The 26,923-nt window shown below is 43.9% G+C and carries 25 protein-coding genes; 5 read left to right on the plus strand and 20 right to left on the minus strand.

Annotation, left to right across the window (positions count from 1 at the left end; genetic code table 11):
- Window positions 1-330: 330 nt before the first annotated feature.
- Together AAEY79_RS09690 and hemN are read left to right on the plus strand one after the other, a co-directional pair.
- Window positions 331-1,203, plus strand: coding sequence for an arylamine N-acetyltransferase (locus tag AAEY79_RS09690; RefSeq protein ID WP_352288190.1), 873 nt, complete (start codon window positions 331-333; stop codon window positions 1,201-1,203).
- 155 nt (window positions 1,204-1,358) lie between these two features.
- Window positions 1,359-2,900: an oxygen-independent coproporphyrinogen III oxidase gene (gene hemN / locus AAEY79_RS09695; RefSeq protein WP_227691715.1), complete on the plus strand. Its 1,542-nt coding sequence runs from the start codon at window positions 1,359-1,361 to the stop codon at window positions 2,898-2,900.
- 126 nt (window positions 2,901-3,026) lie between these two features.
- On the opposite strand, the gene AAEY79_RS09700 is transcribed toward hemN, so the two are convergent.
- From AAEY79_RS09700 to AAEY79_RS09720, 5 genes are all read right to left on the minus strand, one after another.
- Window positions 3,027-3,887, minus strand: coding sequence for an SPFH domain-containing protein (locus AAEY79_RS09700; RefSeq protein ID WP_201566664.1), 861 nt, complete (start codon window positions 3,885-3,887; stop codon window positions 3,027-3,029).
- A gap of 38 nt (window positions 3,888-3,925) precedes the next feature.
- On the minus strand, window positions 3,926-4,417 hold the full coding sequence (locus AAEY79_RS09705; RefSeq protein WP_051395162.1) for an NfeD family protein: 492 nt from the start codon (window positions 4,415-4,417) through the stop codon (window positions 3,926-3,928).
- A 198-nt stretch (window positions 4,418-4,615) separates the two neighbouring features.
- Window positions 4,616-5,158, minus strand: coding sequence for a porin family protein (locus AAEY79_RS09710; protein ID WP_350588209.1), 543 nt, complete (start codon window positions 5,156-5,158; stop codon window positions 4,616-4,618).
- A gap of 207 nt (window positions 5,159-5,365) precedes the next feature.
- Window positions 5,366-5,920: a porin family protein gene (locus tag AAEY79_RS09715; RefSeq protein ID WP_025651962.1), complete on the minus strand. Its 555-nt coding sequence runs from the start codon at window positions 5,918-5,920 to the stop codon at window positions 5,366-5,368.
- Window positions 5,921-6,066: 146 nt separating this feature from the next.
- Window positions 6,067-6,612 (minus strand): porin family protein, encoded by a 546-nt coding sequence (locus tag AAEY79_RS09720; RefSeq protein ID WP_025651963.1) that lies wholly within the window; start codon window positions 6,610-6,612, stop codon window positions 6,067-6,069.
- A 292-nt stretch (window positions 6,613-6,904) separates the two neighbouring features.
- On the opposite strand from AAEY79_RS09720, the gene AAEY79_RS09725 reads away from it, so the two are divergent.
- The gene (locus tag AAEY79_RS09725; RefSeq protein WP_352288163.1) at window positions 6,905-8,155 is read left to right on the plus strand and encodes an 8-amino-7-oxononanoate synthase; all 1,251 of its coding nucleotides are present in this window, start codon (window positions 6,905-6,907) and stop codon (window positions 8,153-8,155) included.
- A 71-nt stretch (window positions 8,156-8,226) separates the two neighbouring features.
- Window positions 8,227-9,036, plus strand: a complete 810-nt coding sequence (locus AAEY79_RS09730) for a methyltransferase domain-containing protein (protein WP_201566658.1) — start codon at window positions 8,227-8,229, stop codon at window positions 9,034-9,036.
- Window positions 9,037-9,181: 145 nt separating this feature from the next.
- On the opposite strand, the gene dnaK is transcribed toward AAEY79_RS09730, so the two are convergent.
- Window positions 9,182-11,125 carry a molecular chaperone DnaK gene (gene dnaK, locus AAEY79_RS09735; protein WP_025651966.1) on the minus strand — a complete coding sequence of 648 codons (1,944 nt, stop codon included), beginning with the start codon at window positions 11,123-11,125 and terminating at the stop codon, window positions 9,182-9,184.
- Between the two features lie 275 nt (window positions 11,126-11,400).
- The gene (grpE, locus tag AAEY79_RS09740) at window positions 11,401-12,006 is read right to left on the minus strand and encodes a nucleotide exchange factor GrpE (RefSeq protein ID WP_025651967.1); all 606 of its coding nucleotides are present in this window, start codon (window positions 12,004-12,006) and stop codon (window positions 11,401-11,403) included.
- Window positions 12,007-12,709: 703 nt separating this feature from the next.
- On the opposite strand from grpE, the gene AAEY79_RS09745 reads away from it, so the two are divergent.
- Window positions 12,710-14,005, plus strand: a complete 1,296-nt coding sequence (locus tag AAEY79_RS09745; RefSeq protein ID WP_201566656.1) for an alpha/beta hydrolase — start codon at window positions 12,710-12,712, stop codon at window positions 14,003-14,005.
- Here the strand turns inward: AAEY79_RS09745 and AAEY79_RS09750 are convergent.
- From AAEY79_RS09750 to thrC, 13 genes are all read right to left on the minus strand, one after another.
- The gene (locus tag AAEY79_RS09750) at window positions 13,970-15,097 is read right to left on the minus strand and encodes a metallophosphoesterase (protein WP_025651969.1); all 1,128 of its coding nucleotides are present in this window, start codon (window positions 15,095-15,097) and stop codon (window positions 13,970-13,972) included. The two genes, AAEY79_RS09745 and AAEY79_RS09750, sit on opposite strands and share 36 nt — an antisense overlap.
- Window positions 15,098-15,253: 156 nt before the next feature.
- Complete coding sequence (locus AAEY79_RS09755; protein WP_227687610.1) at window positions 15,254-16,288, minus strand: metallophosphoesterase; 1,035 nt, start codon at window positions 16,286-16,288, stop codon at window positions 15,254-15,256.
- Between the two features lie 187 nt (window positions 16,289-16,475).
- A complete protein-coding gene (locus tag AAEY79_RS09760; RefSeq protein WP_201566652.1) occupies window positions 16,476-16,937 on the minus strand; it encodes a thiol-disulfide oxidoreductase DCC family protein in 462 nt (153 codons plus the stop codon).
- Between the two features lie 131 nt (window positions 16,938-17,068).
- Window positions 17,069-17,926: a fatty acid desaturase gene (locus AAEY79_RS09765; protein WP_025651972.1), complete on the minus strand. Its 858-nt coding sequence runs from the start codon at window positions 17,924-17,926 to the stop codon at window positions 17,069-17,071.
- Window positions 17,927-18,042: 116 nt separating this feature from the next.
- Window positions 18,043-18,516: a hypothetical protein gene (locus tag AAEY79_RS09770; protein ID WP_025651973.1), complete on the minus strand. Its 474-nt coding sequence runs from the start codon at window positions 18,514-18,516 to the stop codon at window positions 18,043-18,045.
- A 79-nt stretch (window positions 18,517-18,595) separates the two neighbouring features.
- Complete coding sequence (locus AAEY79_RS09775; RefSeq protein WP_201566650.1) at window positions 18,596-19,561, minus strand: epimerase; 966 nt, start codon at window positions 19,559-19,561, stop codon at window positions 18,596-18,598.
- Between the two features lie 23 nt (window positions 19,562-19,584).
- On the minus strand, window positions 19,585-20,085 hold the full coding sequence (locus AAEY79_RS09780; RefSeq protein ID WP_201577131.1) for a hypothetical protein: 501 nt from the start codon (window positions 20,083-20,085) through the stop codon (window positions 19,585-19,587).
- Between the two features lie 124 nt (window positions 20,086-20,209).
- Complete coding sequence (locus tag AAEY79_RS09785) at window positions 20,210-21,163, minus strand: fatty acid desaturase (protein WP_201582697.1); 954 nt, start codon at window positions 21,161-21,163, stop codon at window positions 20,210-20,212.
- A gap of 141 nt (window positions 21,164-21,304) precedes the next feature.
- Window positions 21,305-21,823: a GbsR/MarR family transcriptional regulator gene (locus tag AAEY79_RS09790; protein WP_025651978.1), complete on the minus strand. Its 519-nt coding sequence runs from the start codon at window positions 21,821-21,823 to the stop codon at window positions 21,305-21,307.
- A 121-nt stretch (window positions 21,824-21,944) separates the two neighbouring features.
- On the minus strand, window positions 21,945-22,574 hold the full coding sequence (locus AAEY79_RS09795; RefSeq protein ID WP_025651979.1) for an L-threonylcarbamoyladenylate synthase: 630 nt from the start codon (window positions 22,572-22,574) through the stop codon (window positions 21,945-21,947).
- Between the two features lie 158 nt (window positions 22,575-22,732).
- Window positions 22,733-23,980 (minus strand): DNA-processing protein DprA, encoded by a 1,248-nt coding sequence (dprA, locus tag AAEY79_RS09800; RefSeq protein WP_201577642.1) that lies wholly within the window; start codon window positions 23,978-23,980, stop codon window positions 22,733-22,735.
- Window positions 23,981-24,028: 48 nt separating this feature from the next.
- Entirely contained in the window at window positions 24,029-25,126 is a 1,098-nt protein-coding gene (locus tag AAEY79_RS09805; RefSeq protein ID WP_350588207.1) for a LysM peptidoglycan-binding domain-containing protein, read from the minus strand.
- A gap of 338 nt (window positions 25,127-25,464) precedes the next feature.
- A complete protein-coding gene (gene thrC / locus AAEY79_RS09810) occupies window positions 25,465-26,886 on the minus strand; it encodes a threonine synthase (RefSeq protein ID WP_025651982.1) in 1,422 nt (473 codons plus the stop codon).
- Window positions 26,887-26,923: the final 37 nt, after the last annotated feature.

The following is a 26,923-nucleotide window of genomic DNA, read 5'->3' on the forward strand; positions in this document are numbered from 1 at the left end:
ATAAATTCTGGGGTTTTTTGCTAATATTATTCGGGGGTATGTTTTCAGTTCAATCTATAATCATCTAAATATATAGTCAAAACATCCTAAAAACGCGACGGTATTGCTGATATCAATTTTTTGTAGCCTCTGTCTACACAGGCACAGCAAGCAAGAAAAATGGATGTCAGCAGTGCCTGATGTATCGATATTACTTTTCATTCACTGTAGCCATCTAAATGAAGATATTCCTTAAAAGAAACTACGCTAGGATTATTTATTACCAATATTAATTACAGCCATTATCTGCAACAACTTGGGTTTACAGCATCAGAGATTGATCAGCCAATCATACCCGACTTAGAACACCTAAAACGCCTACAGCTTACGCATTTAACCCAGTTTCCGTTTCAAAGTTTAACCACCCTTGTAGACCGACCCGTTGATTTAGAAGACCGCTCAATCTATGACAAGCTCATTGAGCGCCGTGCTGGCGGATACTGTTATGAGCTTAATGGCTTATTTTTGGCGCTGCTGCGCCACTTGGGTTATGAGGCGAGAATCATTACTGGGGTAGTGACCATCAACAATCAGCTTGAGAGGCACAATGCTCGCACGCACATGGCCATTATGGTGAGCATCGATGGCCAAAACTATTTGGTTGATGTGGGTTATGGTGGCCTAGTGCCCAGCGCGCCGTTGCTGTTCACTTATAACCAAGAAGACACTAATCAAAAAAATAACGACAGTCAAAATGCTTCGCAGATACAAACCACACCGCATGGTCGTTATAAAATCATCAAAGACAACAGTTTTGAAAATCAAATCGAAAATCCCATATTGCCACATGCCCAAGTAAACTATGAACGCTACCTCTTATGTTGTGAGGTTAAGTCAGAATGGCAGATGCTCTACGTCTTTGACTTATTACCACAAATTAAAATAGATATGGTGGTCGGCAGTTGGTATATCTCCACTTACCCTAACTCCCCTTTTAAACGCAGACTTATGGCTTCAAGGCTTGATAATGACGGCGTAAGGCATACTCTATTGAACCATAAATATCAGCGACATCAAGTGGGCAAACCCAGTAAAAGTAGCATTTTGACAAGCGTAGACGAAGTATTAATGCAGCTAAAACAGGTATTTTTGATAGATATCGCTGACGAGTTAACAGCCAGTGAGCGGCAGAAACTAACGGTCTTTTTAGAAAACAATGAATAGACAACAACGAAATCTTAAGAAGATTAACAAGGGTCAAACACCCTACTGTTCACAAGGATTTGCTATACTAGCGTCTATCTATTTAGACATAAATATGGCTGTGCACTTTGTGATAAATAAACAGCAATATATATGGTCAACACGAGGAATGCCGCATGACAGAATATACCGAACCAAACACTGAGCAACCTTATAATCGTGCCGGAGAGCAGCCGACGACCACACGCCCTGTTATGCAGCCAGACAACCCTTATGCCAGTACGCGCGGCAGTATTATGACCAAGCAGCTACCTGCATTTGATGAAGCGATTATTAATAAATACAATCGTTCAGGGCCTCGTTACACCTCTTATCCGACTGCTTTAGAGTTCTCCCCAATCCCTGATGACTTAGAAATAAAAATTCTGCAGAATCGTGAAGCGCGCGCGCCATTATCGCTCTATTTTCATATTCCATTCTGTCGCCATCTTTGCTATTACTGTGCTTGCAATAAAATTATCACTAAAAAAAACAGCGACTCCGGCGATTATCTGCAATATCTCATCGCGGAAATTAAGCACAAACGACACTTATTGACCACGCCAGAGGGCAGCAGTAAACCACTCGTTAAGCAGCTGCACTTAGGTGGTGGTACGCCGACATTTTTACGTGATGAAGAGATGAGTCAACTTTGGGCATTTTTGCAGACCCAATTTGAATTCTTACCTGAAGATGAAGGCGACTATTCTATTGAAATTGACCCGCGCGAGCTGGGTGATGACACCTTAAAAACGCTACGCAATCTTGGTTTTAATCGCATCAGCTTAGGGGTGCAAGACTTGGACGAAACGGTACAAATCGCCGTCAATCGCATGCATTCGGCAGAAATGATCGAAAATGTGCTCACTGAAGCGCGCGAGCTTGGTTTTCATTCTATCAATGTGGATCTGATTTATGGCCTACCGCATCAAACGCCTGCGACCTTGGATAAAACCGTACGCCGCATCATCGAGATGTCACCAGATCGTCTGTCAGTCTTTAACTACGCGCATCTGCCAGAACGCTTTAAGGCCCAGCGTCAAATCAAAGAAGCAGACCTGCCAGAGCCGGCGGCTAAGCTTGCGATGCTCGGCAATACCATCAATACGCTGACCGAGGCGGGCTATCAATATATCGGTATTGATCACTTTGCTAAGCCTGATGACGAGTTAGCCATAGCGCAGCGCGAGGGCAACCTACATCGTAACTTTCAAGGCTACACCATCATGGGTGACTGCGACTTGATAGGCTTTGGCGTCTCATCCATCAGTCAAATTGCCAACGCCAATACCCGTTACATTTTGCAAAATGAGACAGACTTACAAGCATATCAAGCCAATATCGATGCGGCAAAAAGCAATCTTGCTGTCATGCCAGCAGTAAAAGTTATCAAGACATCGATTAAAGATCGCTTGCGTGAATATGTGATTATGAAGCTACTCTGTCATGACTATATCGACTTTAAAGACGTGAATCAGAAATTCGGTATCGATGCGATTACTTACTTCATTGATGAGATTCAGCAATTGGGTGAGATGCAAGACGATAAGCTCGTCGATATGGATGCTGCTGGAATTCGAGTCTTACCAAAAGGTCGCCTGCTTGGTCGCAACGTCGCGATGGTGTTTGATGAGTATCTGACAAATAAGCAGCAAAATCGCTTTTCTAAAGTTATCTAACTAGACTGGTTTTTGAGTTGATTATGAGCAATAAAAAAGACCTCAAGCGAGGTCTTTTTTTGGTTTAGCATAAAGGCTGTTAACTACCAAGCTTAAGTTTGAATGATATGATTCATAATTTAAGCACTAAACCTTAAGCTTATCGCCTACCATCCCTTTGACTGTACTGAGGATGTCAGCCGGTAATACCACCATTTTTGCATTGTCAGATTCAGCTAACTGACGAATCGACTTGATATATTGCTCACCGAGTAAATAGACAATTGGCATCTCTTCTGTGCCCATTGCCGCGGTAATCAAACGAATCGACTCCTCTGACCCTTTTGCCAGTACTACCTGCGCTTCAGCATCACGGCGTGAGGCTTCTAGGCGACCGTCTGCCTCTAGGATAGCGGCTTGCTTTTGACCATCAGCACGGGTCACTGTCGCACGACGTAGGCGCTCTGCCGCCGCTTGCTCTTCCATTGACGCTTGCATGGTTTGCGATGGGTTAATATCTTGAATCTCTACGGTTTTTAGGGTGATACCCCAATCTGCAATATCTTCTGAGATGGCATGCTTTAGCTTGGTTTTGATTTCATCACGGCTAGATAATGCACTATCCAAATCCATCTCACCGATGATGGAACGCAAAGACGTCTGCACCAAATTACGAATACCATATTCATAATCTTCGATACCATATACTGCCTTATCAGGGCGCACAATATTAATATAAGCGACAGCATTCGCGATAATAACCACGTTATCGCGCGTGATAACTTCTTGAGACGGAATATCGAGCACGATATCTTTGGTGGTCACCTTATAAGCCACATCATCAACGTAAGGAATAATGAGGTTTAGCCCAGGTTCTAGCGTTTGACTATATTTACCGAGGCGCTGCACGACCCACTTATAACCCTGCGGTACGATCCGCACGCCTTTAAATACGGTAAACACTACCAGCGCGATCAAAACGATCATGACAATACTGAAACTTTCCATATTCCACCTCTATCATTATATTTGCTTAATTATTATATTTACATACTCTTAGGTATCGCTGCCTGCGACTTCATACTACTGACAACCAATTCATTACCAACGATATCGGTCACGATTACCCGATCACCGACGGCCACTTGTTCTCCTTGCGTGCGGCACATCCATTCAGCGGCCCCAACGATAGGCACACTAAACCGTACCATGCCCGCTCTCTCAGGCTGCGGTGGCACGATAATCATACCGGTCTCACCGATAATAACGCTGCCACCCAATCCCGCTTTGGTACGATCTACTGATAAAGGTTTAATAAATTTAAACCATGCCAATAAAAACACCGCAGAAAGTATCAGCCAAATCACAATCTGGATAGTTAACGAAATGGGTAATAGCCACGACAGTGCCGCCACGATGATAGCAGCAGCGCCGAACCAAAGGCTGGCAAATGTCGGAACAAACATCTCGACAATCAGCAGCACAAAACCCAATACCAGCCAATGCCACGGTTCAATCATCCAGAGAGTCTCCATCATTGATATATTCCCTGTCTTTGTCATTCTAGCTTTCAATGTAGCACATTTCTAGCGTGATAATGCCTTAAAAATCATTAATATACTGCTACCGCTTCCCTGAGTAGAAACAAAAGCTCAATAAGTGCTCATGAAAGCCTGAAACAAAAAAAACGACCACATATGTGATCGTTTTTTATTCTATAATTGACTAGCAAGCATTTAGAATTTTAGATGTGCACCAACTGTCATAAGATCTGCATCGCTACCTAACTTATCATATTCAGCTTCTACGCTAAAGTTAGGGTTGACTGAATAACCAAGACCGACACCACCAGCAAGACTCGTATCACTTTCTGAGTAAGTCTCAGTTCTGATTTCAGTGTTACCAACATTGCGGGTAAAGTCACCCTCTATCTCAGTTTTAGCAACCCCTAATTTACCTTTGGCATATAGGCCCGTATTTGGGAACTGATAACGGTAAGTACCGTACGCACCGTAGCTTTTAGCATCGATATCACCGCCACGGTAGTCAGCGTCATCTGAGCCGACATACTCGGCTTCGATACCGAAGTTAGGATCAAAGTTGTACCCACCGTACACACCATAAGCGGTTGGATCATCAGCGCCATCGACGTCTAGGTCAAACTGACCGACTTTGACACCTACGTATGGTTGACCAGCATAGTTGATGGCTGCTTGCGCACTAATACTCATTAAAGAACCAACTGATAATGCGATCAAAGCTTTTTGTAAAGTATTCATCTGTCTTCCTATTAAATAAAACTAAAATGTAGCCTGAGTGGACATAACAGAGCACATAAGTGAGCTGAACTATTGTTGAATTCGCGATTCTAGCAGAAGATTATTTTTAATGCATTCTTTTTTAGTGACTTCAACCGTATTTTTTTCGTACAAAAAAAACGACCGCCAAAGCGATCGTTTTTTATTCTATAATTGACTAGCAAGTATTTAGAATTTTAGATGTGCACCAACTGTCATAAGATCTGCATCGCTACCTAACTTATCATATTCAGCTTCTACGCTAAAGTTAGGGTTGACTGAATAACCAAGACCGACACCACCAGCAAGACTCGTATCACTTTCTGAGTAAGTCTCAGTTCTGATTTCAGTGTTACCAACATTGCGGGTAAAGTCACCCTCTATCTCAGTTTTAGCAACCCCTAATTTACCTTTGGCATATAGGCCCGTATTTGGGAACTGGTAACGGTAAGTACCGTACGCACCGTAGCTTTTAGCATCGATATCACCGCCACGGTAGTCAGCGTCATCTGAGCCGACATACTCTGCTTCGATACCGAAGTTAGGATCAAAGTTGTACCCACCGTACACACCATAAGCGGTTGGATCATCAGCGCCATCGACGTCTAGGTCAAACTGACCGACTTTAACACCTACGTATGGTTGACCAGTATAACCATTGCCATAAGAGACGGCGGCTTGTGCACCCATGCTTACTAAAGAACCAGCGGCTAGTGCGAGTAATGTTTTTTGTAGAATTTTCATTGTATTCTCCTAAGATTTTTTTATTAATTGCTTTTATATGGATTGTGATGGTAAGAGACGACCATAAGAATAGCTATCTCTTATTTTTATAATGAATCAGCCATCTGCCCGATGGCTTAAAACTTTATAACTTTAAACTTTGTGAATTAGAACTTTAGATGTGCACCAACGGTTAGCAACTTGGCATCAACATCGCTGTCCATCATCGCGTATTCAGCTTCGATACCGAAGTCAGGGTTTACTGAGTAGCCTAGACCGACACCGCCAGCGATACCTGTGTCACTTGTAGAGTTTGACACTCTCACTGGACCAGCAGTATAGTCACCTTCTACTTCAGTTTTGGCGACACCGAGTTTACCTTTGGCATAGAGGCCTGTGTTTGGAAACTGATAACGGTAAGTACCGTATGCGCCGTAAGTCTTGGCATCAAGGTCGCCATTGCGGTAATCAGCATCATCTGAGCCGATATATTCTGCTTCAATACCAAAGTTAGGATCGAAGTTATAACCACCGTATACACCATAAGCAGTTGGGTCATCAGCATTGTCAACGTCTAAGTCAAACTGACCGACTTTAACACCTACATACGGTTGACCAGTATAACCGTTGCCATAAGAAACGGCTGCTTGTGCACTGACCGTTAATAAAGAACCAGCTGCTAGTGCAAATAGAGTTTTTTGTAGAGTTTTCATTATTAGCTCCTTCAACTTATGTGGACAAACAAGTTATTTATTTATAGTGGGCGTTTTTAGCCATATCGCCTTGTTTGCTAACGATGGGTATATAGTAACAAAGTATTTCATACAGTCTGTCTGTGTTTGATGGCATCCGGGTTAAGATTTGCAAGCGTTTATCAGCCTATGGGTTACAAACACCGAGATATGAAACTTTTTGTTACAAGTAGCCAATTTGTGCAATACTTCCTACTCATCAAGCACTCTATTCATGCCAAAAAGCCAAAAATAAAAGAAGGAATATTTCAATATGGCAAGTTCTATAGTGGCGCAGCTGCACGAATCATTGATCCATTTGAAGTCCCAGCAGCAATATCGTTGTTTGCCAAGCCTAGAACATCAAGGGCGCTATGTCGTCAGCCAAGGCAAGACACTGCTGAACATTGCCAGTAACGACTACTTAGGCTTGGGTGGTGATACTGAGCTGCAAACTGAGCTCCTTGAGCAGATACAACAGTTACCAGTGGTGAAGCGACCTAAGATGAGTGCGACTTCCTCGCGGCTGCTCACAGGCAACGATACCCAGCTGCAAGCACTGGAATGCGAGCTGCAGGAATGGTATCAAGCCGCTGCATGCAGACAGGATATATCTGCCTCAGAACCAGAATCATACTCAAAGTCAGTATTGGTATTTAACAGTGGCTATCACGCCAACCTAGGTATCTTGCCAGCATTAACAACTTTGCCAGTCAAAACACTCATTTTGGCTGACAAGCTAGTGCATGCCAGCATTATCGATGGGATGCGCTTGAGCCAAAGTAAACTTGTCACCTATCGTCGTTACCGTCATAACGATTACGAGCATTTAGCCAAGTTTATTGAACAAGCAGACGAGACGGTTGAACGCATCATCATTGTCACCGAGAGTATATTTAGTATGGATGGTGACCGTGCCGACTTACAGCAATTGGTACAACTAAAAGCCGCAGACAGCCGCATTGAGTTGTATGTCGATGAGGCACATGCCATTGGTGTCTTAGGAGATACCGGATTGGGGCTCGCAGAAGAAACACAGACGTTGGCGGATATTGATTATTTGGTCGGTACCTTTGGTAAAGCGTTTGCGTCAGTTGGCGCTTATATCATGTGCGATGACATCGTCAAGCAATGGCTCATTAACACCATGCGTCCGCTGATTTTTAGCACCGCCCTACCGCCCATCAATCACGCCTGGACGCGCTTTATTTTAGCAAAAATGCCAAACCTCATTGACCAACGTGCCCACTTGGCTCAGATCTCTGTAAAGCTCAGTCAAGCCATTGCACAACGACATCACACCTCGCCAATCACTCAACATATCCGCTACGACTCACCCATTATCCCCTATATACTGGGCGATAATGGACGTGCTATTGCCAAAGCGCAACAATTACAAGCAGCAGGGTTTTACGCGCTGCCCATCAGACCACCTACCGTTCCTGCGAACACCGCTCGTATTCGCTTGGTCATGAATGCCAAACTAACCAACGAAGACTGCGAGCAGTTGATAGAACAATTATAAGTCTGTCATCTAACCGAGATGTCAGTCCTACTATCGACCGATAATGGACTTACTTGGATGTAATAAGCCGTATGAAAACACTCGACATACCTAATGACCTCAGTGCTAGGAAACAAATCATCGCTCGCCATTTTGCCAGTGCCAGCGACTATGACCAGCATGCCAGTATTCAGCAGACAGTCTGTCAGTATTTACTAGAAAACATTGCTCATACCAAACAAAGCAGTGTATTAGAAGTCGGTGCGGGTACCGGTCAAATGACACGACTACTGGCTGAACATGTTCAAAGTCAGCATTGGCTGATCAATGAATTATGCGCTGAACAAGCAGCTACCTTGCAATCAATTTTACCAACGGCTGACATAGCGATTGGCGATGGTGAAACCATGGACTTGGAAGGAATACACAGTTTGATAGTCAGTGCCAATGCAGTGCAGTGGTTTGATAATCCGTTGAATTTTGTCACGCAATCAGCACACCGTCTACAGACTTCAGGTCAACTACTCTTCAGCACCTTTACGCCCAATAATTTTTTGCAAATTAAAGCGCTAACGGGTCAAGGCCTTGATTACCCAGATATCACTGAATGGCAGTCAGTATTAACGAATGCTGGCTTTGAGCATATCGAGCTTTCAATTGAGCGTTTCGACTTACCATTTATCAGCCCTTATGCTGTGTTGAAGCATATGAAACTTACGGGTGTCTCAACCAGTCAAACGCAAGTATCGTCAAGGAACACGCAACCTTTTAGATGGACGAAAGCGCGTTTACAACAGTTTGAGTCAGATTATTGGCAGCATTTTTCTGCACAAAACGAAGGTGGCCAGCCTTGCGTCAATTTGACGTATGAAGTACTGACCGTGAGTGCGTTTAAACCCTAAATCAGCTATATAGTCAAAATATCCTAAAAACGCGACGGTATTGCGGATATTTGAATGTTCAACAGACCCTACAAACAGAAATTATAGCCATAAAAAAACGCACCCCGAAGGATGCGTTTTTTAATCTAACTAGTTAGTAGCCGTATTATTTTTTATCTTCGTCTACTTCAGTGAACTCAGCATCGACTACGTCATCGTCGGCTTGGCTGCTATCTGCTGCACCGTCAGCACCTTGTTGGAACTGGCTTGGATCCATACCTTCGGCGCCAGCGCCTGCATCAGCATAAATCTTCTGACTGACTGGCAAGAAAGCATTGTCTAACGCTTCAAGCTTGGCTTTGATGTCATCATGGTCGTCTTCTTTTGCCGCTGCTTCAAGCTCAGTGATAGCCGTCTCTACTGTTGACTTTTCTTCATCAGTGACTTTATCTGCAGCTTCTTTTAGTGCTTTTTGTACCGCATGGATACGACCATCTGCTTCGTTACGTACTTGCGCTAGGTTAGCGAACTTCTCATCTTCAGCCGCGTTGGCTTCTGCATCACGAACCATTTGTTCAACTTCTTCATCCGACAAGCCAGAATCCGCTTTGATCTGGATACTTTGTGCTTTACCAGTACCTTTGTCCGTTGCTGAGATGTTCATGATACCGTCAGCGTTGATGTCAAAGGTGACTTCGATTTGCGGTAGACCACGTGGCGCAGGTGGAATGTCCGTCAAGTCAAAACGACCAAGCTGTTTGTTTTGGTTGGCGATTTTACGCTCACCTTGATACACCTGAATGGTTACTGCTGGCTGGTTGTCTTCAGCGGTTGAGAATACCTGTGATTTCTTAGTAGGAATCATGGTGTTTTTCTCGATCACTGGCGTCATCACACCACCCATTGTTTCGATACCAAGGGTCAATGGCGTTACGTCAAGCAATAGGACATCAGTTTTGTCACCAGACAATACCGCACCTTGAATGGCCGCACCAGCAGCGACTGCTTCGTCAGGGTTCACATCTTTACGTGGCTCTTGACCGAAGAACTCTTGTACTTTTTGTTGTACTAATGGCATACGAGTCTGACCACCAACTAAGATGACGTCATCGACATCGCCGATTTTTAGACCAGCATCTTCAAGGGCAATCTTACAAGGACCCATGGTACGTTGTACTAGCGCTTCCGTTAAGCTCTCAAGTTTTGAGCGGCTGATAGTCACGACCAAATGCTTAGGACCACTGCTATCAGCAGTGATATACGGCAAGTTTACTTCAGTACTTTGCGCACTTGATAATTCAATTTTCGCTTTTTCTGCGGCTTCTTTTAGACGCTGCATCGCAAGAGAGTCACCTTTTAGGTTAACGTCTTGGTCTTTTTTGAACTCGTCTACTAAGTAATCAATCAATGCTGAGTCAAAGTCTTCACCACCAAGGAAAGTATCACCGTTGGTTGCTAGTACTTCAAACTGCTGCTCGCCATCGACATCAGCGATTTCGATGATTGATACGTCAAAAGTACCACCACCTAAGTCATATACAGCAACCGTACTGTCGCCTTGCTTTTTGTCCATGCCATAAGCAAGGGCCGCTGCTGTTGGCTCGTTGATGATACGTTTTACATCAAGACCAGCAATTTTACCCGCATCTTTGGTTGCTTGACGCTGTGAATCATTGAAGTAAGCCGGTACCGTTACTACTGCTTCAGTCACGCTTTCACCAAGATAGTCTTCAGCTGTTTTTTTCATTTTTTTCAAGATTTCAGCAGAAACCTGTGGTGGCGCTAGTTTTTTGCCGTTGACTTCTACCCATGCATCACCGTTGTCTGCTTTGGCGATTTTGTAAGGCACCATGCCGATGTCTTTTTGCACGACTTTGTCATCAAAACGACGACCAATCAGACGCTTAATCGCAAACAAAGTATTGTTTGGGTTGGTGACGGCTTGACGCTTGGCTGACTGACCAACGAGAATTTCGTCATCCTTATAGGCGACGATCGATGGTGTAGTACGAGTACCTTCAGCATTTTCGATGACTTTAACCTTGTCACCTTCCATCACTGCCACACATGAGTTGGTTGTACCTAAATCAATACCAATTACTTTACCCATAATCAATTGCTCCTAATTTGTTTTTAAATATAAATGTTTGTATTGCTAACCGTATGGGTTGCCTGCACTTATTCAGCCATGCTGTATGAACCATACGGAACTTTACATATCAAACCTTTGCATATCAGACCATAGCCGGTCACTTGTTGCTTTATATCGGTTTGACCGTACATTTTTTCAAGTCAATAACCACGCAAACACAGTCTTTTGTGTGATTTTTTGTCAAAACCCTTAATTTAAGTAAGGTTTAACCATTTAAAATCAAGTGTTAAGTCCTATTGACCGACACGAACCATCGCAGGACGCAAGAGGCGGCCATTCAAGCTATAACCTTTTTGCAGTACTGTACCGACGGTATCCGCTTCAGCGTCTGGGTCGATGCCTACCGCTTCATGAAAATCAGCGTTGAACTTTTCACCTTGTGGTTCAACCACTTCTACGCCGTTTTTATTCAAGACAGCGACCAATGCTTTGTGAGTCAGTTGCACCCCTTCGGCGACTGGATCATTTGCATTCGCACTTTCGATAGCACGCTCTAAGTTATCAACGATTTCTAACAACTCTTTGGCAAATTTTTGTAAGGCGAATTTTTTACTTTTATCCGCTTCTTGTTCCATACGTTTTTGCGCATTATAGGCTTCAGCATTGGCACGGGCGGTACCTTCTTTGGCCTGCTTAACCTCGCCTTCTAACTCAGCGATACGCGCTTTAAAGGTGTCGATATCGATGTCATTTTCGATCGTCTCATTGGCATCAGCGTCTGAGTTGTTTTTTGGATCAAATTCTTTCATGGTTTCTTCTAAAATACTCTCAGCGTGCTCAATATTGTCATGCGACACATTGTGCTCAGGGGATTCGTGATTGTTATTCTGCTCGCTCATGGTAGCTCCTTAGGATTATTAATAATAAAGGTTGGTTTTAAGGCACGATAAACTGACCAAACACTGGTCATTGTGCTGTTATTAATGGCCTAACTGTTTTCGTTCATTCTTTTTGTAAATGCGCTTCAATAGCTGCTTGATAAAGGTGATGAGCATAAATTTCAAGCCTAACCTAAGGAATTTTTTGTTTTAGCAGGATAAATCATTGCAAGGCGTAGGGATTATCGTCACTAACACTATAAAAAGCACTCAACGTTAAGATAAATGACGGGTACAAATGATGATGTTTTTGTCACCGAGCCACGCTTAACTTTATGGTGACCAGCTTTTAAGATAGATTGGAATGTAGGGTCTGTTGAACACTCAAATGTGGCACTGGCAGTGGCTATTTTTTAGACAATACGCAGTGAAATTTTTGACGCCTAGTCATTCCAGGTTAGATAATTTCGCCATGTATTGGCAAAAAATAGCCCTGCCCCAAAGGGCTGATGCTAAAACCACCCCAAACGTTGTTGTAAACCTAGCTAAGGTCTCGACATTCTCGTCGGTTTACGCCTAGTTTGATGCGATTTTAGCGATCAGCAGTCCTAATATTTGAATGTTCAACAGACCCTCATATAAATCTTATGATTAACTGCTATATTAATCGTTCACTTATAAAGCCGATTAACTTTGTTTAAACATCGATTACAAGAGAGGGTTTATGCCTATTTTACCAGTGCCATCGCTCAATGCTTTATTGACAAAAACGCTTAAGACCGTCAAAACAACAGCCGCTAAAAATGCGCACCAGCATCATGTTTTGCACCATACGCTAAAAGGGTTGGATAATCTGCCAACGCCGCTACTCGAACGAGTTAATCACCAATTAAAAGCGTCTACAGCGGAGCAATATCCCCTCGCTGACGCCCATCTGCGCCTGATACTTGCGGTCAGTAATAAGCTCAAGCGCCCATTAGCACTGGATAAGCTACCCAACCTACGGCAGAAATTTGGTACAGATGCGGTGTCGTTGCAAGCGCCTAGCGTTTGGCAACAAAATGCGAATGTCTCAGGAAATTCAGAGAACGCCGTCAGCTGGCAAGATAGAACCATTGCCAACGCTGACGGTGGTGACATGACCGTGCGCTGCTACCAGCAGACGAAGCAGAATAATGAGAGAAAAAGTGCGGATGAAGTCGCCATGCTGTTTTTTCATGGCGGCGGATTTTGTATTGGTGATATCGACACGCATCATGAGTTTTGTCATACGGTCTGCGCCCAAAATGGCTGGGCAGTCGTGAGCGTCGACTACCGCATGGCACCTGAATATCCAGCGCCAACAGCCCTTAAAGACTGTCTGTCGGCGTATGCTTGGTTGGCTAAACATTCTCAGTCACTTGGTGCATTGCCATCGCGCATCGTATTGTCTGGTGATAGTGCGGGTGGTTGCTTGGCAGCACTGGTGGCGCAGCAGGTTATTAAGCCTATCGATGCACTATGGCAAGATAATAATCAAACTGCTGAGACTGATAAAAAAGCCAATGATACTTTTAAAAATTCACTGGCTGATTTGCCGCGACCTTTAGCTCAATTGCCGCTCTACCCTGTCACTGATTATGAGGCTGAATATCCGAGTTGGGAGCTTTATAGTGAAGGCTTGCTGCTCGATCACAACGATGCAAACGTCTTTAATACTGCCTACACTCAGCATAGTGGTCTAGCGCAGTCTCACCCGCTTATCTCAGTCATGCACGGTGACAATGCGCACCTGTGTCCCAGCTATGTCGTCGTTGCGGAATTAGATATCTTGCGAGATGAAGGGCTGGCTTATGCTGAGCTTTTGCAAAAAGAAGGCGTTAAGGTAGAAACTTATACAGTGCTAGGCGCACCGCATGGTTTTATTAACTTGATGAGTGTCCATCAAGGTCTTGGCAATCAGACAAGCTATATTATCAAGGCGTTTGCTTGTTTTGTGCAAGACCTACTGACCAGTGAGGGTGATGAGCCAAATCTCTGAGCGCGAGCCCAGTCGAAACGGAATGCCCCAAAAGCCGTAACCAGATGACACCACAAAGTGACTGTCATTGATAACCTCATAGCCATAACCCAAGCGGTTGATGGCACTGACAATGAAGTTGGCGGGGAATATCTGACCGTTATGGGTATGCCCAGAGAGCTGCAAATCAATCGGCATTTGGCTGTGCTCAGCAATATCACTTGGTCTGTGGTCTAACAATATCAGCGGCTCAGCGCTATTGACCTGCGCCAGTAGCTCAGTCGTCGGGACGCGCTGACGCTTATGATTGTCGAAGCGTCCCATCAGCCAAAACGCTTGCCCTTGGTGCGTGAGGCGTATGACTTCGTCATTTAATAACTGCACGCCAGCAGTACGCAACGCTTGGACAATTGGCTGCTCGTGCCCGTACAAATCATGATTGCCTAAAGTTGCATAGACCCCATACGGCAGGCTTTTGCATAACTCAGCCAAGTTTTCTGCCATTTTATATGTGGTAAATGCCTGTATATTGTCATCCATGATATCGCCTGGCATCAGCAATATGTCTGCTTTATGCTGCACAATAAGACGATGCAGCCTATCTATTGCGCCAATCCCAAACAATCTCCCGATATGCAAATCGCTAGCGACCGCAATACGTAGCGGCTTGACCAAAGGCTTATCAATATCAATAGATAACTCACGCACCACAGGCGCATAAGCGCTGTATAGAGCATAAACAAATAACCCGATAAATACTGCCAATGCCAATATGCGCAACCCAAAATCGACGGTAGCCGATGTAGCCAGCACATCACCGGTTAGCAATGTGATTAGCCAATAGCCACCATAAAATAAGCTGGTAACTAAAGCCGTCAATAGCATAAAGTGCATGGCCAACATCCAACCACTGATCCAGCGATAGCTATTGGCAAATGCTCTATTGACACTGAGTAGCAGCAAAGCATTAGTAATAACAAATATGATGACCCATACCGAAGTTTGCAAACCTGCTGTCTGCCAAGGTTGTAACCACCATTGCACGCTTAGAGCAGCGCCGACACTAAAGAGCTGCAATAGCGCAAAAATGGTAATGAAAAATGCGTAGCGCATGAAGAATCCCTGAGTATGATGGTGTCAATGCAGTATGTTTTTAGCTAACCAGACAAGCAAAGTAGCTATTAACCAGCCTAGCAGCAAATAAAAGCCTCTACCATTTAGATATGGTAGAGGCTTTATCATAAGGGTAACACTTTTTATTTAAATAGCTCATACACCAGACTGCAACGTAATTATCCAAACCTCAGAACGCGTACCCAGTCTAAATGGTACGGGACCGATGCCATAACCAGAGGTCACCAAAAACTGCGTATCGGCTATTTTTTTGCTGCCATAGTTTAGCGGTGTCAACCAATCCATCAGCGTCGTTAACGGGAATATCTGCCCGCCATGGGTATGCCCAGACAGATGCAAATCGACTGGCAGGGCGCTGACCTCATCCATCGCGCTAGGACGATGTTCTAAAAATAGCACTGGTTTATCTGTCTGTACTTGCGTTAATAACTCCTCAGCTGACAGTCTGGTACGATCGATGTCATCTGAGCGCCCTACCAGCCATACTGAGTCATTTAATAGTACACTCTCATTATCAAGGGCTTTGATGCCAGCCTCTTCCACCGCTTGAGTGATCTGCTTTTCATAACCAAAATAATCGTGATTACCTAAAGTCGCATAAACGCCAAGCGGTGCCTTTAGCTTTGATAGCTGCTCATGCATATTCGTATTATCGTAAGCAATGGTATTGTCATTCATAATGTCGCCAGCGATAACCACGACATCGGGATGTTGCGCATCGATAAGGCTTACCATTTTCTTTATCTGTCGATTGCCAAACCATCTGCCCAGATGCGTATCAGAGACAAGCGCGATATCCATTGGCTTATCCAGCGTCTTATCTATAGTGACTGTTAAACGATGTACGACGGGCGAATAAGCATTAAATACCGCTAAGCTAACAATGGCGACATAAACTGTAATGGCAAAGGTACGCAAGAGTATTGGACGAGATTTTCGCTTAAAAAGCTGATAAACGAGTAGCGCCACCGCAGCCGTTATCAGACCAGCATAAAGCATAAAACCTTGCAAAATACTGACGACTAGATAGACATGAAAGCGCTCACCCCAAAACTCAGTCAAACCATAAATGAGAGCACTATTATTAATAACAAAGACAGCTGCTACCAGTGCAGCTTTTGCAGCAGTAGTTTTTGGCTTTACAAACCAGCAAATAAGAACGCTGGTCATAACAGCTAGCAACTGAGTAAAAACGATGAAGAACCACATAGTAAGGTCTAATCAGATAAAGATAACGCTATCTTACGTCAAAAGCTGGATGCTCTGAATGTATTGTCTTTTTTTCCACAAAAACTTCATATGCTTTGCCTCTAAAGTGCTATTGCCACAAAACTAAATAGTGGCCAATAAAAGCCCTTTAACGTTTGTCTGGTGCTATTTTACAGACGCCATTGTCACAAGCTTGCATCAGCGCTTTGCCATAGAGCAACTTGGTCATCCAATTCGGAATTCTATAACGATTGCGCGCGACATACGGATAAGCAAAGTCACCCAGTTGTTTGATCACTGGCAAAAATAACAAGGGTGACCATTTCACGCCGCCCGTTCTGTAGAGCAGTCGTACGGCATCCATGTGCGTATACCAGTTATCGTAGCTGTCTTGCACACACATATAAGTCATCGCATCCTCACGGCTAAATCCTGCGGCGGCTAAATTATCAAGCCCCTCTTTCACAGGAACTAAGCGTATCTTCTCCGGCTGACGCACTTGCATATTGTGCGCCTCGGTGCTACATATGACGCATGCATCGTCGTAGTACATGGTGATGGATAAATGTGCTTGCTCTCTATAACTGTTGATATGATTTTGAATAATCATCTTATGACTCCTTTCTGAGTGATATAGTCAATCCTATATAAATCAGATACGGTGTCAGGCTCGCTTAGTCTACTATTTGTAGTACTTTCACTCGCCTTCCTTGTATCCAAATTATATTGAACCGACTATGGCTAAACATCAAAGTGATGCGAATGGGCATTGGATTTTTCAGTCACCCTAGACTCTTGATACTGATTGACTGGGGCTAAAAAGGGAATTACTGGCTGCTGCGTCCACTGCGGGGCAATAGCATCTAAACGCTTGGCCAGCATCGGTAAATGGTTGGTCGGCACCGCTGGAAACAGATGATGTTCGATGTGATAGAGCAAGTTAAAAGTCAGTAAATTAATCAATGGATGACGCTCACTACGGGCATATACTATCTCATCACAGCCATGATGGACGCTCCATACAGCAAAGAACCCCACCATCGTATTGGCCAATATCATTACCAATACGTGATACATCAATATAGGATGCATCGTGATAAAAGCGGTGGCAATCACTGCGAAAATAAGCAACATATCAAGGGCAACAAGAATACGATTGCGGCGGCTACCATGCGTTAAGCCAAACCACTGAATCGCTATCGAAAAAATTCCGCCGCCTAATATCGCTTTATACCAAGGCAGACGTGCCCAATTACCCTCAACGTCACTCTCTCCCAGCGGATCTCTATGATGATTAAGATGAGTATGCCGAATGGCATGCGTACTACAAAGCATAGTGATACTCAGCATAAATAGCATGAGCTTTGTGGCGACTTTACTCACACCTAAAGTACGGTGATAGCAATCATGGGCTTGTCTAAGTGCGGCGGTAAAAAAGAAAAACGTTGCAGCCAGCGCAAGTAGCCAAAATCCCTGCCACGCGCTCCACCATGACAATAATAAAAATGGTAACGATAAAAAGATATTATAAACCGTCTCAGTGGGCTTGAGCTGACGCAAATCTTGCCATTCAATATTGGCTAACGAAGGATGACGCATGATGTTCTCCTTGCTTTGTGATAAGCAGTAGCGACTCAAATTAAGCAACCACTTGTTTAGTAATTATAATTTCATTTTACTTTATTTCTGTCAAAAGTGAAATAACTATTTAAATTTTATTTGTATTTAGGTAATGCGATAAGACCCGTAATCACAGCGCTGATACCACCTGTCAAAACCTGCATAATAAGAGGTAGCTCTAGTAAAGATAGAAAGGCAAAGCCCATAAAACCACCCGTAATTAAAGAGATAAGAAGGCCTTTATAATTACAGTGAGCATTTACTTGCGCAAGAATCCAGCCTGTAAATAATGAAGATAACAGTCCTAATATAAATCCAAAAATTATATAGAAAATCAGCGCAAACCCTAGCAGCCAAACTATATTAAATACAGTGATAAAATAGGCGTTAGTAATATTGAATATTTCGGAACCACCAAAATTATAGTCATTAAACAAGACATCAGGTACTGCTACGCTTAACCATAGAAATATCCCACCCAGTGCCCCGCCAAATTGTGCATATTGATTTATTACTTTACCTTTAGGATAGCTAGGTGTTTTGACTGTACTAAACTCAATATCACTCATAAAAACCTCTATGTTGTTTCACATGAAACAACATATCATATAATTAATAATACTGTTTCACATGAAACATGCCACTCACTTACGACTTCTGCTGTTCTAATGCTTGTTTAAGTGTCGGCTGCTGGAACTCATACCCTGCATCTAATAACGCTTGCGGTAATACTTTTTGCCCATCTATTAGTAGCGTCGACATCTCACCAAACATCAGCTTAAGTAAGAAATTCGGTAGGGTAAAGAATGTCGGACGGTGTAACCATGACCCCAGTGTTTTGGTGAAAGTATGATTGTTCACGGGATTGGGTGCGGTTAAGTTGTACACAACCGCTGTTGTGTCATTTGTAGTCTGTTGGGTGTTTTCATGCATGGCTTGAGTGCTCACATCATCAGCTAGATGCTTCTCAATGATAAATATCGCTGCCCCTACCCAGTCCTCACGGCTGACCCAACTCATGATTTGCTGACCATCACCCAATTGTCCACCGACGCCCATCTTAAACGGGGTTAATAGTTTACCGAGCATGCCGCCTTTAGGATGAATGACAACACCAGTACGCACGATAGCCACAGACACGCCATAATCGTTTGCTGTCAACGCCAGTTGCTCCCATTCATCACATAATCGATGAGCAAAATCGGTTTCAAAACCACTGCTTTCGGTAAGAGGTTTGTCACCTTGAGTCCCATACCAACCAATCGCTGAACCGTTGACCATTAGCTTGGGTTTAATACTGGTACGCTTAATAAATGCCAATAGAGATTCGGTAGGCTTAATACGGCTGGCGAGCAATTGCTCTTTGCGCGCATCGCTCCAGCGCGAGTCAGCGATACCTGCCCCTGCTAGGTTTAAAACAACCTCAAAGCTTTTATCTGAGCTCGCCAGCTCATCATAAGTCATCATGTCGATATCATTCGGATGGGCTTGGCTGCTATCACGCGTCAGCCAAGTAATGTGCAGCGCTTTATTTTGGGCACGGTAACGCGCCATAATCTCATTACTAAAGGCACTGCCTAAAAATCCTGAGCCACCACTGATTAAAATATTCATGTCCTATTCCCTATATTTTTTGCTTATCGTTTAGTAAAACTTAATTCGCTATAGTCATCGTCTTCTTTTTTAACTTTTATATCAAAACGACTTTTACATGCTTTTGGTAAAGCAATACAGCCAGCGATAGCTGCATTGATAGCGCCAAATAGTCCTATACCAATCATAAAGGCCAGTAGCACCCCAACCTCTATCAATGAGTTTATGCCTAAATATAGGATGATTGCGCCCATATAACCTGCTGACGTTATAAACCCAATCAAAAATGTCGTGCGTAGACTCTTATGATCACCGCGCCATATATTCTTATAAGCGACAAGAATACCCGTCAATAAAGCAGGAATAAAACCAAGCAGACCAACATATAGCAATGGCTGATAACCAATCTGCGCAAAATCCGCATTCCTAAAAATGAATAACAAACCTAGCTCTGCAATCACTCCACCAACCATACTACCAAGCCCTGCAAACAAAATAATCACTGATAAGTAAGGGTAAGCACCTACATTGTTATTCGTTTTCATGATATTTATCCTATTAACATTGGTCGTTAATTGAGTATAAATACGACGTTGGCAAAGCCAGTGAAATTACTGTGGATAATGGGTGGATAAGTAATAAGTATCTTGATTTCATTTAGTCTACTGATTAAGCAAAACGTTTACGAATAGGACACTCACTATCATTATTATTTTGAGATTTATTCTTTAATTTGTTCCAACGATGATTAATAAAGTCCATCGCAACAGCAGTATTTGGCAATACATGCGCTTTGGTCAAGTGTGATGCTGCCTCATCTAAACGCTTGGCTAATTCAGGTAAATGGTTGGATGGTACAGCAGGGAAAAAATGATGCTCTGCGTGATATAACAGGTTAAAAGTTAGTAAATTGATCACTGGATTACGCTCGGTGCGAGCGATTGTCTCATCACAATCATGGTGCACGCCCCACACAGCAATGATACCAACGCTAGCATTGGCCAACATCATGGTCAGTATGTGGTACATCAATACTTGCGCTAACATGGTCAGAGCAGGAACAGCGACAGTAAATACGGTCAGTACGAGGGCAACCAAGACGACTAAAGCAATCAAGCCAAATTCTAGCCAAGCCAAGCTTTGATTGCGACGGCTGCTTAAACGCAGTCCTTGCCGATAGATAGCGAGCCGATAAGTTATCCCGCCGAGCAGTGCTTGCCACCATGACACATTTGCCAGACTGCCTTCAATATCACTATCGCCCAGCGGATCACGATGATGTGCCATGTGAGTGGCTCGAATGCTGTGCAAGCTGGTCATTAATAGTACGCTAAGCAATAATAATATGGCAGTGGTCGTACGCTTACCTGTCCCCAAACTATGATGATAGCCATCGTGCGCTTGACGGAATGCAGCAGCAAAAAACAAATAAGAAGCGCCGCATGCCAGTACATACCATGATTGGCTGGCGAACCACCAAGACAGTAGTAAGAACGGATATGGCAAAATAACATTGTAAGCGATTTGACCGCGCGTTAACTGACGCAAGTCTTGCCACTCGATTGAAGCAATAGCCTTTTTAATGACTTGCTCTTTATTAGCGTGTGTTTGATTGACTGTCATTTTACACATCCATTTGTCATTGATATTTTTATTGAAACTCGTATCACTTAAACTTAGCTGGACTTTATATCTATTACATAAATTTCTGTCTAAACAGAAATAGTTACTTAAATTTTTTATTTTAGATCACACAGCTTACTATTAACGTAAAACCTTTTTAATACTAGCGCCCAATTTGAGGACTTTTTTAAGGATACTTGTGGGTAGCTTCAGCATCTCAGACGACCATGTGGTCAGCGTGTTGACGAACTCTTGGGTATCCTTTATCCGCGCTTTTACTTCGCTATTTTCATGCTCAAATTCAGGACTGTCCATAAGTTCTTGTAAGAACTGCACCGTTGGCTCAAGCTCACGTTTTTGACGCTCAACGACGATAATACGTGCCAACTCCCAAACGTCGGTATTAGTCGTAAAATGATCGCGACGATCGCCCAATATCGATACTTTCTGTACTAGCCCCCAGTTTTGTAGCTCTTTAATACTGTTTGAGACATTAGAGCGCGCAACGCCAAGCGTCTCGGTAATCTCTTCCGCATTGAGCGGCTTACCGATGATATAAAGCAATGCATGAATCTGTGACATAGTGCGATTGACACCCCACTGTGAGCCCATTTCACCCCAATGTAAGATAAATTTTTCGGTCACAGGATTTAGTTTCATAGTATTTATTCGCTTAATATTTCATATAGTTTGGCTAATTTCTTAGTTCATATTGCATCATTCTTTTATTTCTGTCAATAATGAAATCAGAGAGTAATATCTATTGCTTGATTGCCATGCTCTAACGGACGATTAAACCTGTGATTGCATCACGTATTTGACTGGGTAAGGTATAGCCTAACGTCTCCGCCTGTAAGTAGCGGATTTGCTCGTCAAAATACCCATAAGCATCCGTAAGAGTCATAGCAGGCGGTTGCCCTGATGGATTGCAGCTTGTAGAAACCAACAGTCCAAAGGGATTATGCGCGCTGACCAACTGCTGGCATAGCTGACGGATAATGGGGTGAGCGATAACTCTGACCGCAACTGTCCGATGCTGCCCGGTTATCCAAGGAGGAATAGTAGTAATCAGCGCCTGCGGAATGGGTAACAACCAAGTGTGCGCTTGTTTGCATTGTAGCTTTATATTGTCACTATCCGTCTGCCAGCTATTAATGATTTGTTGGCGCTGACTGTCTTCTAAAGTATCTAATAAGGGCGCTAAACGCTCAGCACTGTCAGTAACGACAATCATACCTTTAGCTTTTGGGCGCTGCTTGATATCCAAAATACGCTGCACGGCTGCCTTATCATAAGCATCACAACCTATCCCCCAAACGCTTTCGGTTGGATAAGCAAGTAACTGTCCTTCTTTTAGCCACTTGGCAGCTTGAACGACAGAATCAGTAGTAAAGGATGCGGATTTTTTCATGACTTGAAGGCTTCGAAAAGGTAGGAGTTTAAGCATTAATAATAACATAGGAGAGAAGCTGACTAAGTGAGCGACATTTAAATATTTATAAAATTGGGCTGACCTTAGCACCATTAGAAATATCAAAGCATAGCTATCGTTGTAAACACCCAAATAGCCTATACGCGTAAATAACGCCCACCTTGCACGCTGATGACGCCTAGTAACTCAAGCTCCATCAATTGTCCGATCAGCTGCGGTGGCGTAAGCTTGGTACTGACTAACAACGCATCTAAATCTTGTCCATGCCAATCAAGCTGCTCATAAACCAGCGTTAAATGCTCAGGGGCGACGATAGCGCTTTTAGGAGATTTGATATTAGACGGTATCGGTTGGCTCACCGCTGGCACAGAATCTGTCTCTGCAGCATTAGCAGACTGACCGTTAGTCGAGGGCTTATGGTTTGAGTTGGTCGTCTGTGCTGTTGGTCGATAGCCATTATTGCCATAAGCCAGCTGACCATTGACGTCCTCAATGACTTGCTGAGGATGATAAATCAACGTCGCGCCTTCACGTATCAGATGGTGGCAGCCCTCAGCATTGCTATTATCAATATGACTGGGAATCGCAAAGACTTGCTTGCCCTGCTCTGAGGTTAGGCGCGCAGTAATCAACGAACCACTTTGGATAGTCGCTTCGGTGACAATAGTGGCTAAGCTGAGACCTGCCACCAAGCGATTGCGCCGTGGAAACGTATGCTTGTGCGGCGGCGTATCCGGCAACAGCTCACTGATAATACAGCCACCTTGCTCGATAATTTGCGCAAATAATTTATCATGATGATTGGGATAATACACTTCAATACCAGTGCCCATCACCCCAATGGTTCGACCTTGATAATCAGCATCTGTCTGCGCCAGTGCTCCTAAATGGGCGCGCTTATCCACACCCATGGCCAGACCGCTAGTGATGATATACCCTGCCTGTGCTAAATATTGTGCCATATCAAAAGTAATTTTTTGCGCATGGGCGGTGGGTTTGCGACTGCCGACGATGGCAATTTGTGCTTGCTGCAAACGCGCGCGCTGGCCACGATAAAACAACAGCGGCGGCGGATCGTATATTTGTAGGAGTTGGGCGGGATAATCAGGCTGGTCGGCAAATAGCAGACCGTAGCGCCCCTCGATGAGCGCTTGCTGAATTTTATCGATACTGGCTTGTGTTTGCGCTGGCTGTTCATGGCGGGCAAGATGCGTATGATGAATACCCAATTGCCGCCAAGCGTCTACTTTGGCTTGCCAAGCAAGCTCTGCTACCCCAAAAGAAGTCATAAGCTTATGATAAGCCGATAATGACGCGTTCACCTCAGTCCACAGCGCCAATATTGCGCGCTGCTCGTCGGATAACATTGGAGAAACTGCCGTCATAATAGTCTGACTCGCATTTACGGATTCAACTGACTTAAGAAGTCTGGCTTATAGATAAGGGGGTGGTAGTAGCTGATCACCCACGTTGAGCGGTAGCTCAGAATCAAGCACATAGGCGTAGCTAATATTATCAAAAGTATTGAACACCATCACCATGCCGCTCTGCTCACTGGGCAAGCGTACAGAGGCATCATTATCTTTGGTATCGCGTACCAACGCCCCTTTTTGATAGACAGTCAATACATCACCGGGTTTGGCACCATCAGTGTGACCCAAATTAATCGCGACCACACTACCCTTCGCCGCAGAACTGATTGAGTCCATGACACGAACAATCATACCGCCACGGCTAACGGTTGCAGGCGTTGGGTAAAATACGGGCGGGATAGAGTTGTTCAGCTCAACAAAAACGCGATCACCTTCACGGACTTCTTTGCCGTAGCTGTCGGTAAGCTGCAAGCTTGTGACGCCATTACTTTCTGTAGACGTAACCAATCCAGTCGCTACTTGGGTGACTTCAAGTCCGATGACTTGCTGAGTTTTTGGCTCAACATACATCTCGCCTTCACGGTAGATGCCATAACGCTGTCCAACGATAAGTGAGACGCCTTTGGCATAAACTTTGTCACCGCTTGCCGTGATTAAGTTACCTTTTTTAGACGCTAATATATAAGGCGTGGTATTAAAATCTGCTGGATTAACAATGATCGTTTTATCCAGCCAATGCTGGATCGCAGACCATGGAATAGGCGGAATGCTATTGGCCGTCGACGTGACTGATACGGAGGTGGTGACTGATGTGCCGGTTAATTGTTTTTCAATACCAGCACAGCCTTCACCTGTATCCACACCAACTAAAGTCTTACCTTGTATCACGCACAGAATAAGAATATCGTTAGGATAAATAAGGTTAGGGTTTTTGATTTGCTTATTGGTTGCCCAAATCTCTTTCCAGCGCCATGGACTGTCTAAATAGCGTCCTGAAATGTCCCATAAGGTATCGCCTTTTTTGACAATATAACGATTGGGCGCATCTGCTTTGATGGTTGGTGGTGGATTGTTAGCGTGGGCAGTGGTCATCAGCATGGCACTACTAAATGTCGTGATCAACAGTGCTTTTGCTATCGTTTTTAAGCTCATCTTCATTGTTATATCCACAATATGTACCGCTGTTGTCGCCACAATTAATACCATTTAGACCCTTTATTTAATCTTAAGCCTTGAGCATTATTAAAATTAATGACAAGCATAAAAGGGCTTAACAGTACGGTTATCATAACGCCTATAGGGCAGCTGTTCAGTGTAATTGGCTGGTGGGATTGCTAAAAAAGCGTCTAGCAAAATGATGAGTCGCCGACGCTGTTTCTAATATTACAATTATATCTACCATAACACAATCATAAACACTTTATTACAATGGCGTAACTTTTATGTGGACGCTTGTTTAATGGTTAAACAAAGCTAATAACAAGTCCAGCATTAATTCAGGCTGGATTTGGCGTCACATGTTGACGAATTTGCTCAGCGACCAGCTCAGCGTTGTTATCCAGCACCACCACGTGCTGTGGTAAGCTCTCCAAGCCTTCGGTATGCGCTGGCCGAGCAATGTCTATTGGCCCAATCGCTTCAACGATTGTGTCAGCAAATTTGACGGGTAACGCTGTCTCCGCACAGACAATGATTTCACCCTCTAACTGTAGCTCTTTAGCAACCTTGATACCGTCAGCTGTATGCGGATCAACTAGCTCACCATGCTGCTCATAAAGCGCTTTAATGGTTTGCAGGCGGTCGCTATGGGTCGACTTGCCAGCAGCAAAACCGTAACGGCTGTTGACTGCTTCCATCAAATCAGACAAATCAAATCCTTGGCCGGATTTCACCCCCTCAAATAGCTCATGAACGCGAGCGCTGTCTTTGTCGAGTAGCAGATAAACAAAGCGCTCAAAGTTAGAAGCTTTAGAGATATCCATTGACGGACTAGAGGTGACGTAAGTTTTTTCCGTCGGACGCGGCTGGTAAGCACCTTGATTAAAGAAGTCGTTTAGTACGTCGTTTTCATTGGTCGCGACGATTAGACGGTCAACGGGCAGTCCCATTTCTCGGGCGATATGACCGGCACAGATATTACCAAAGTTACCAGATGGTACACTAAAGCTGATTTTTTCATCGTTGCTCGTAGTAACGGCAAAATAGGCTTTAAAGTAATAAACGATTTGCGCAAGGATACGACCCCAGTTGATAGAGTTAACGGTACCGAGGTTATAAGCCGCTTTAAATTCGGCATCTTGCTGCAATGCCTTGACGATATCTTGGCAATCATCAAACATGCCATCGATGGCAATATTATGGATGTTATCATCGGTCAGACTATACATTTGCGCACGCTGGAATTCGCTCATTTTGCCGTGCGGTGACAGCATAAAGACTTCGATATTGTCTTTACCACGTAGCGCATATTCTGCTGCGCTGCCCGTGTCACCACTGGTCGCACCAATGATGGTAATACGCGCGTCTTTTCTTTTGAGTACGTATTCAAAGGCATTGCCCAAGAACTGCATCGCCACATCTTTAAATGCCAATGTCGGACCGTTCGATAATCCTAAAATATATAAATTATCTTCAAGCTTACGCACAGGGACAATCTCATCAGAACCAAATACCTCAGCGGTATAAGTACGCTCAATGATATCTTGCAAATCAGCGGCAGGAATATCAGTGGCAAAGCGCTGCATAATCGCCATGGCAAGCTGTGGATAGCTGAGCGTGCGCCACTCATCAAGGGTCGTACTATCAATGTTTGGATAGTGCTCAGGCAGCATCAAACCACCATCTGGCGCAAGCCCCATCAATAGCACATCACTAAAATCCATCGGCGCTGTCTGACCACGGGTACTGATATATTTCATTAGATTGTCCTGTCTATAATGAGGTTATTCAATATTT

This window comes from Psychrobacter sp. GW64-MNA-CIBAN-0177 (assembly GCF_040309585.1).
GTDB lineage: Bacteria > Pseudomonadota > Gammaproteobacteria > Pseudomonadales > Moraxellaceae > Psychrobacter > Psychrobacter okhotskensis.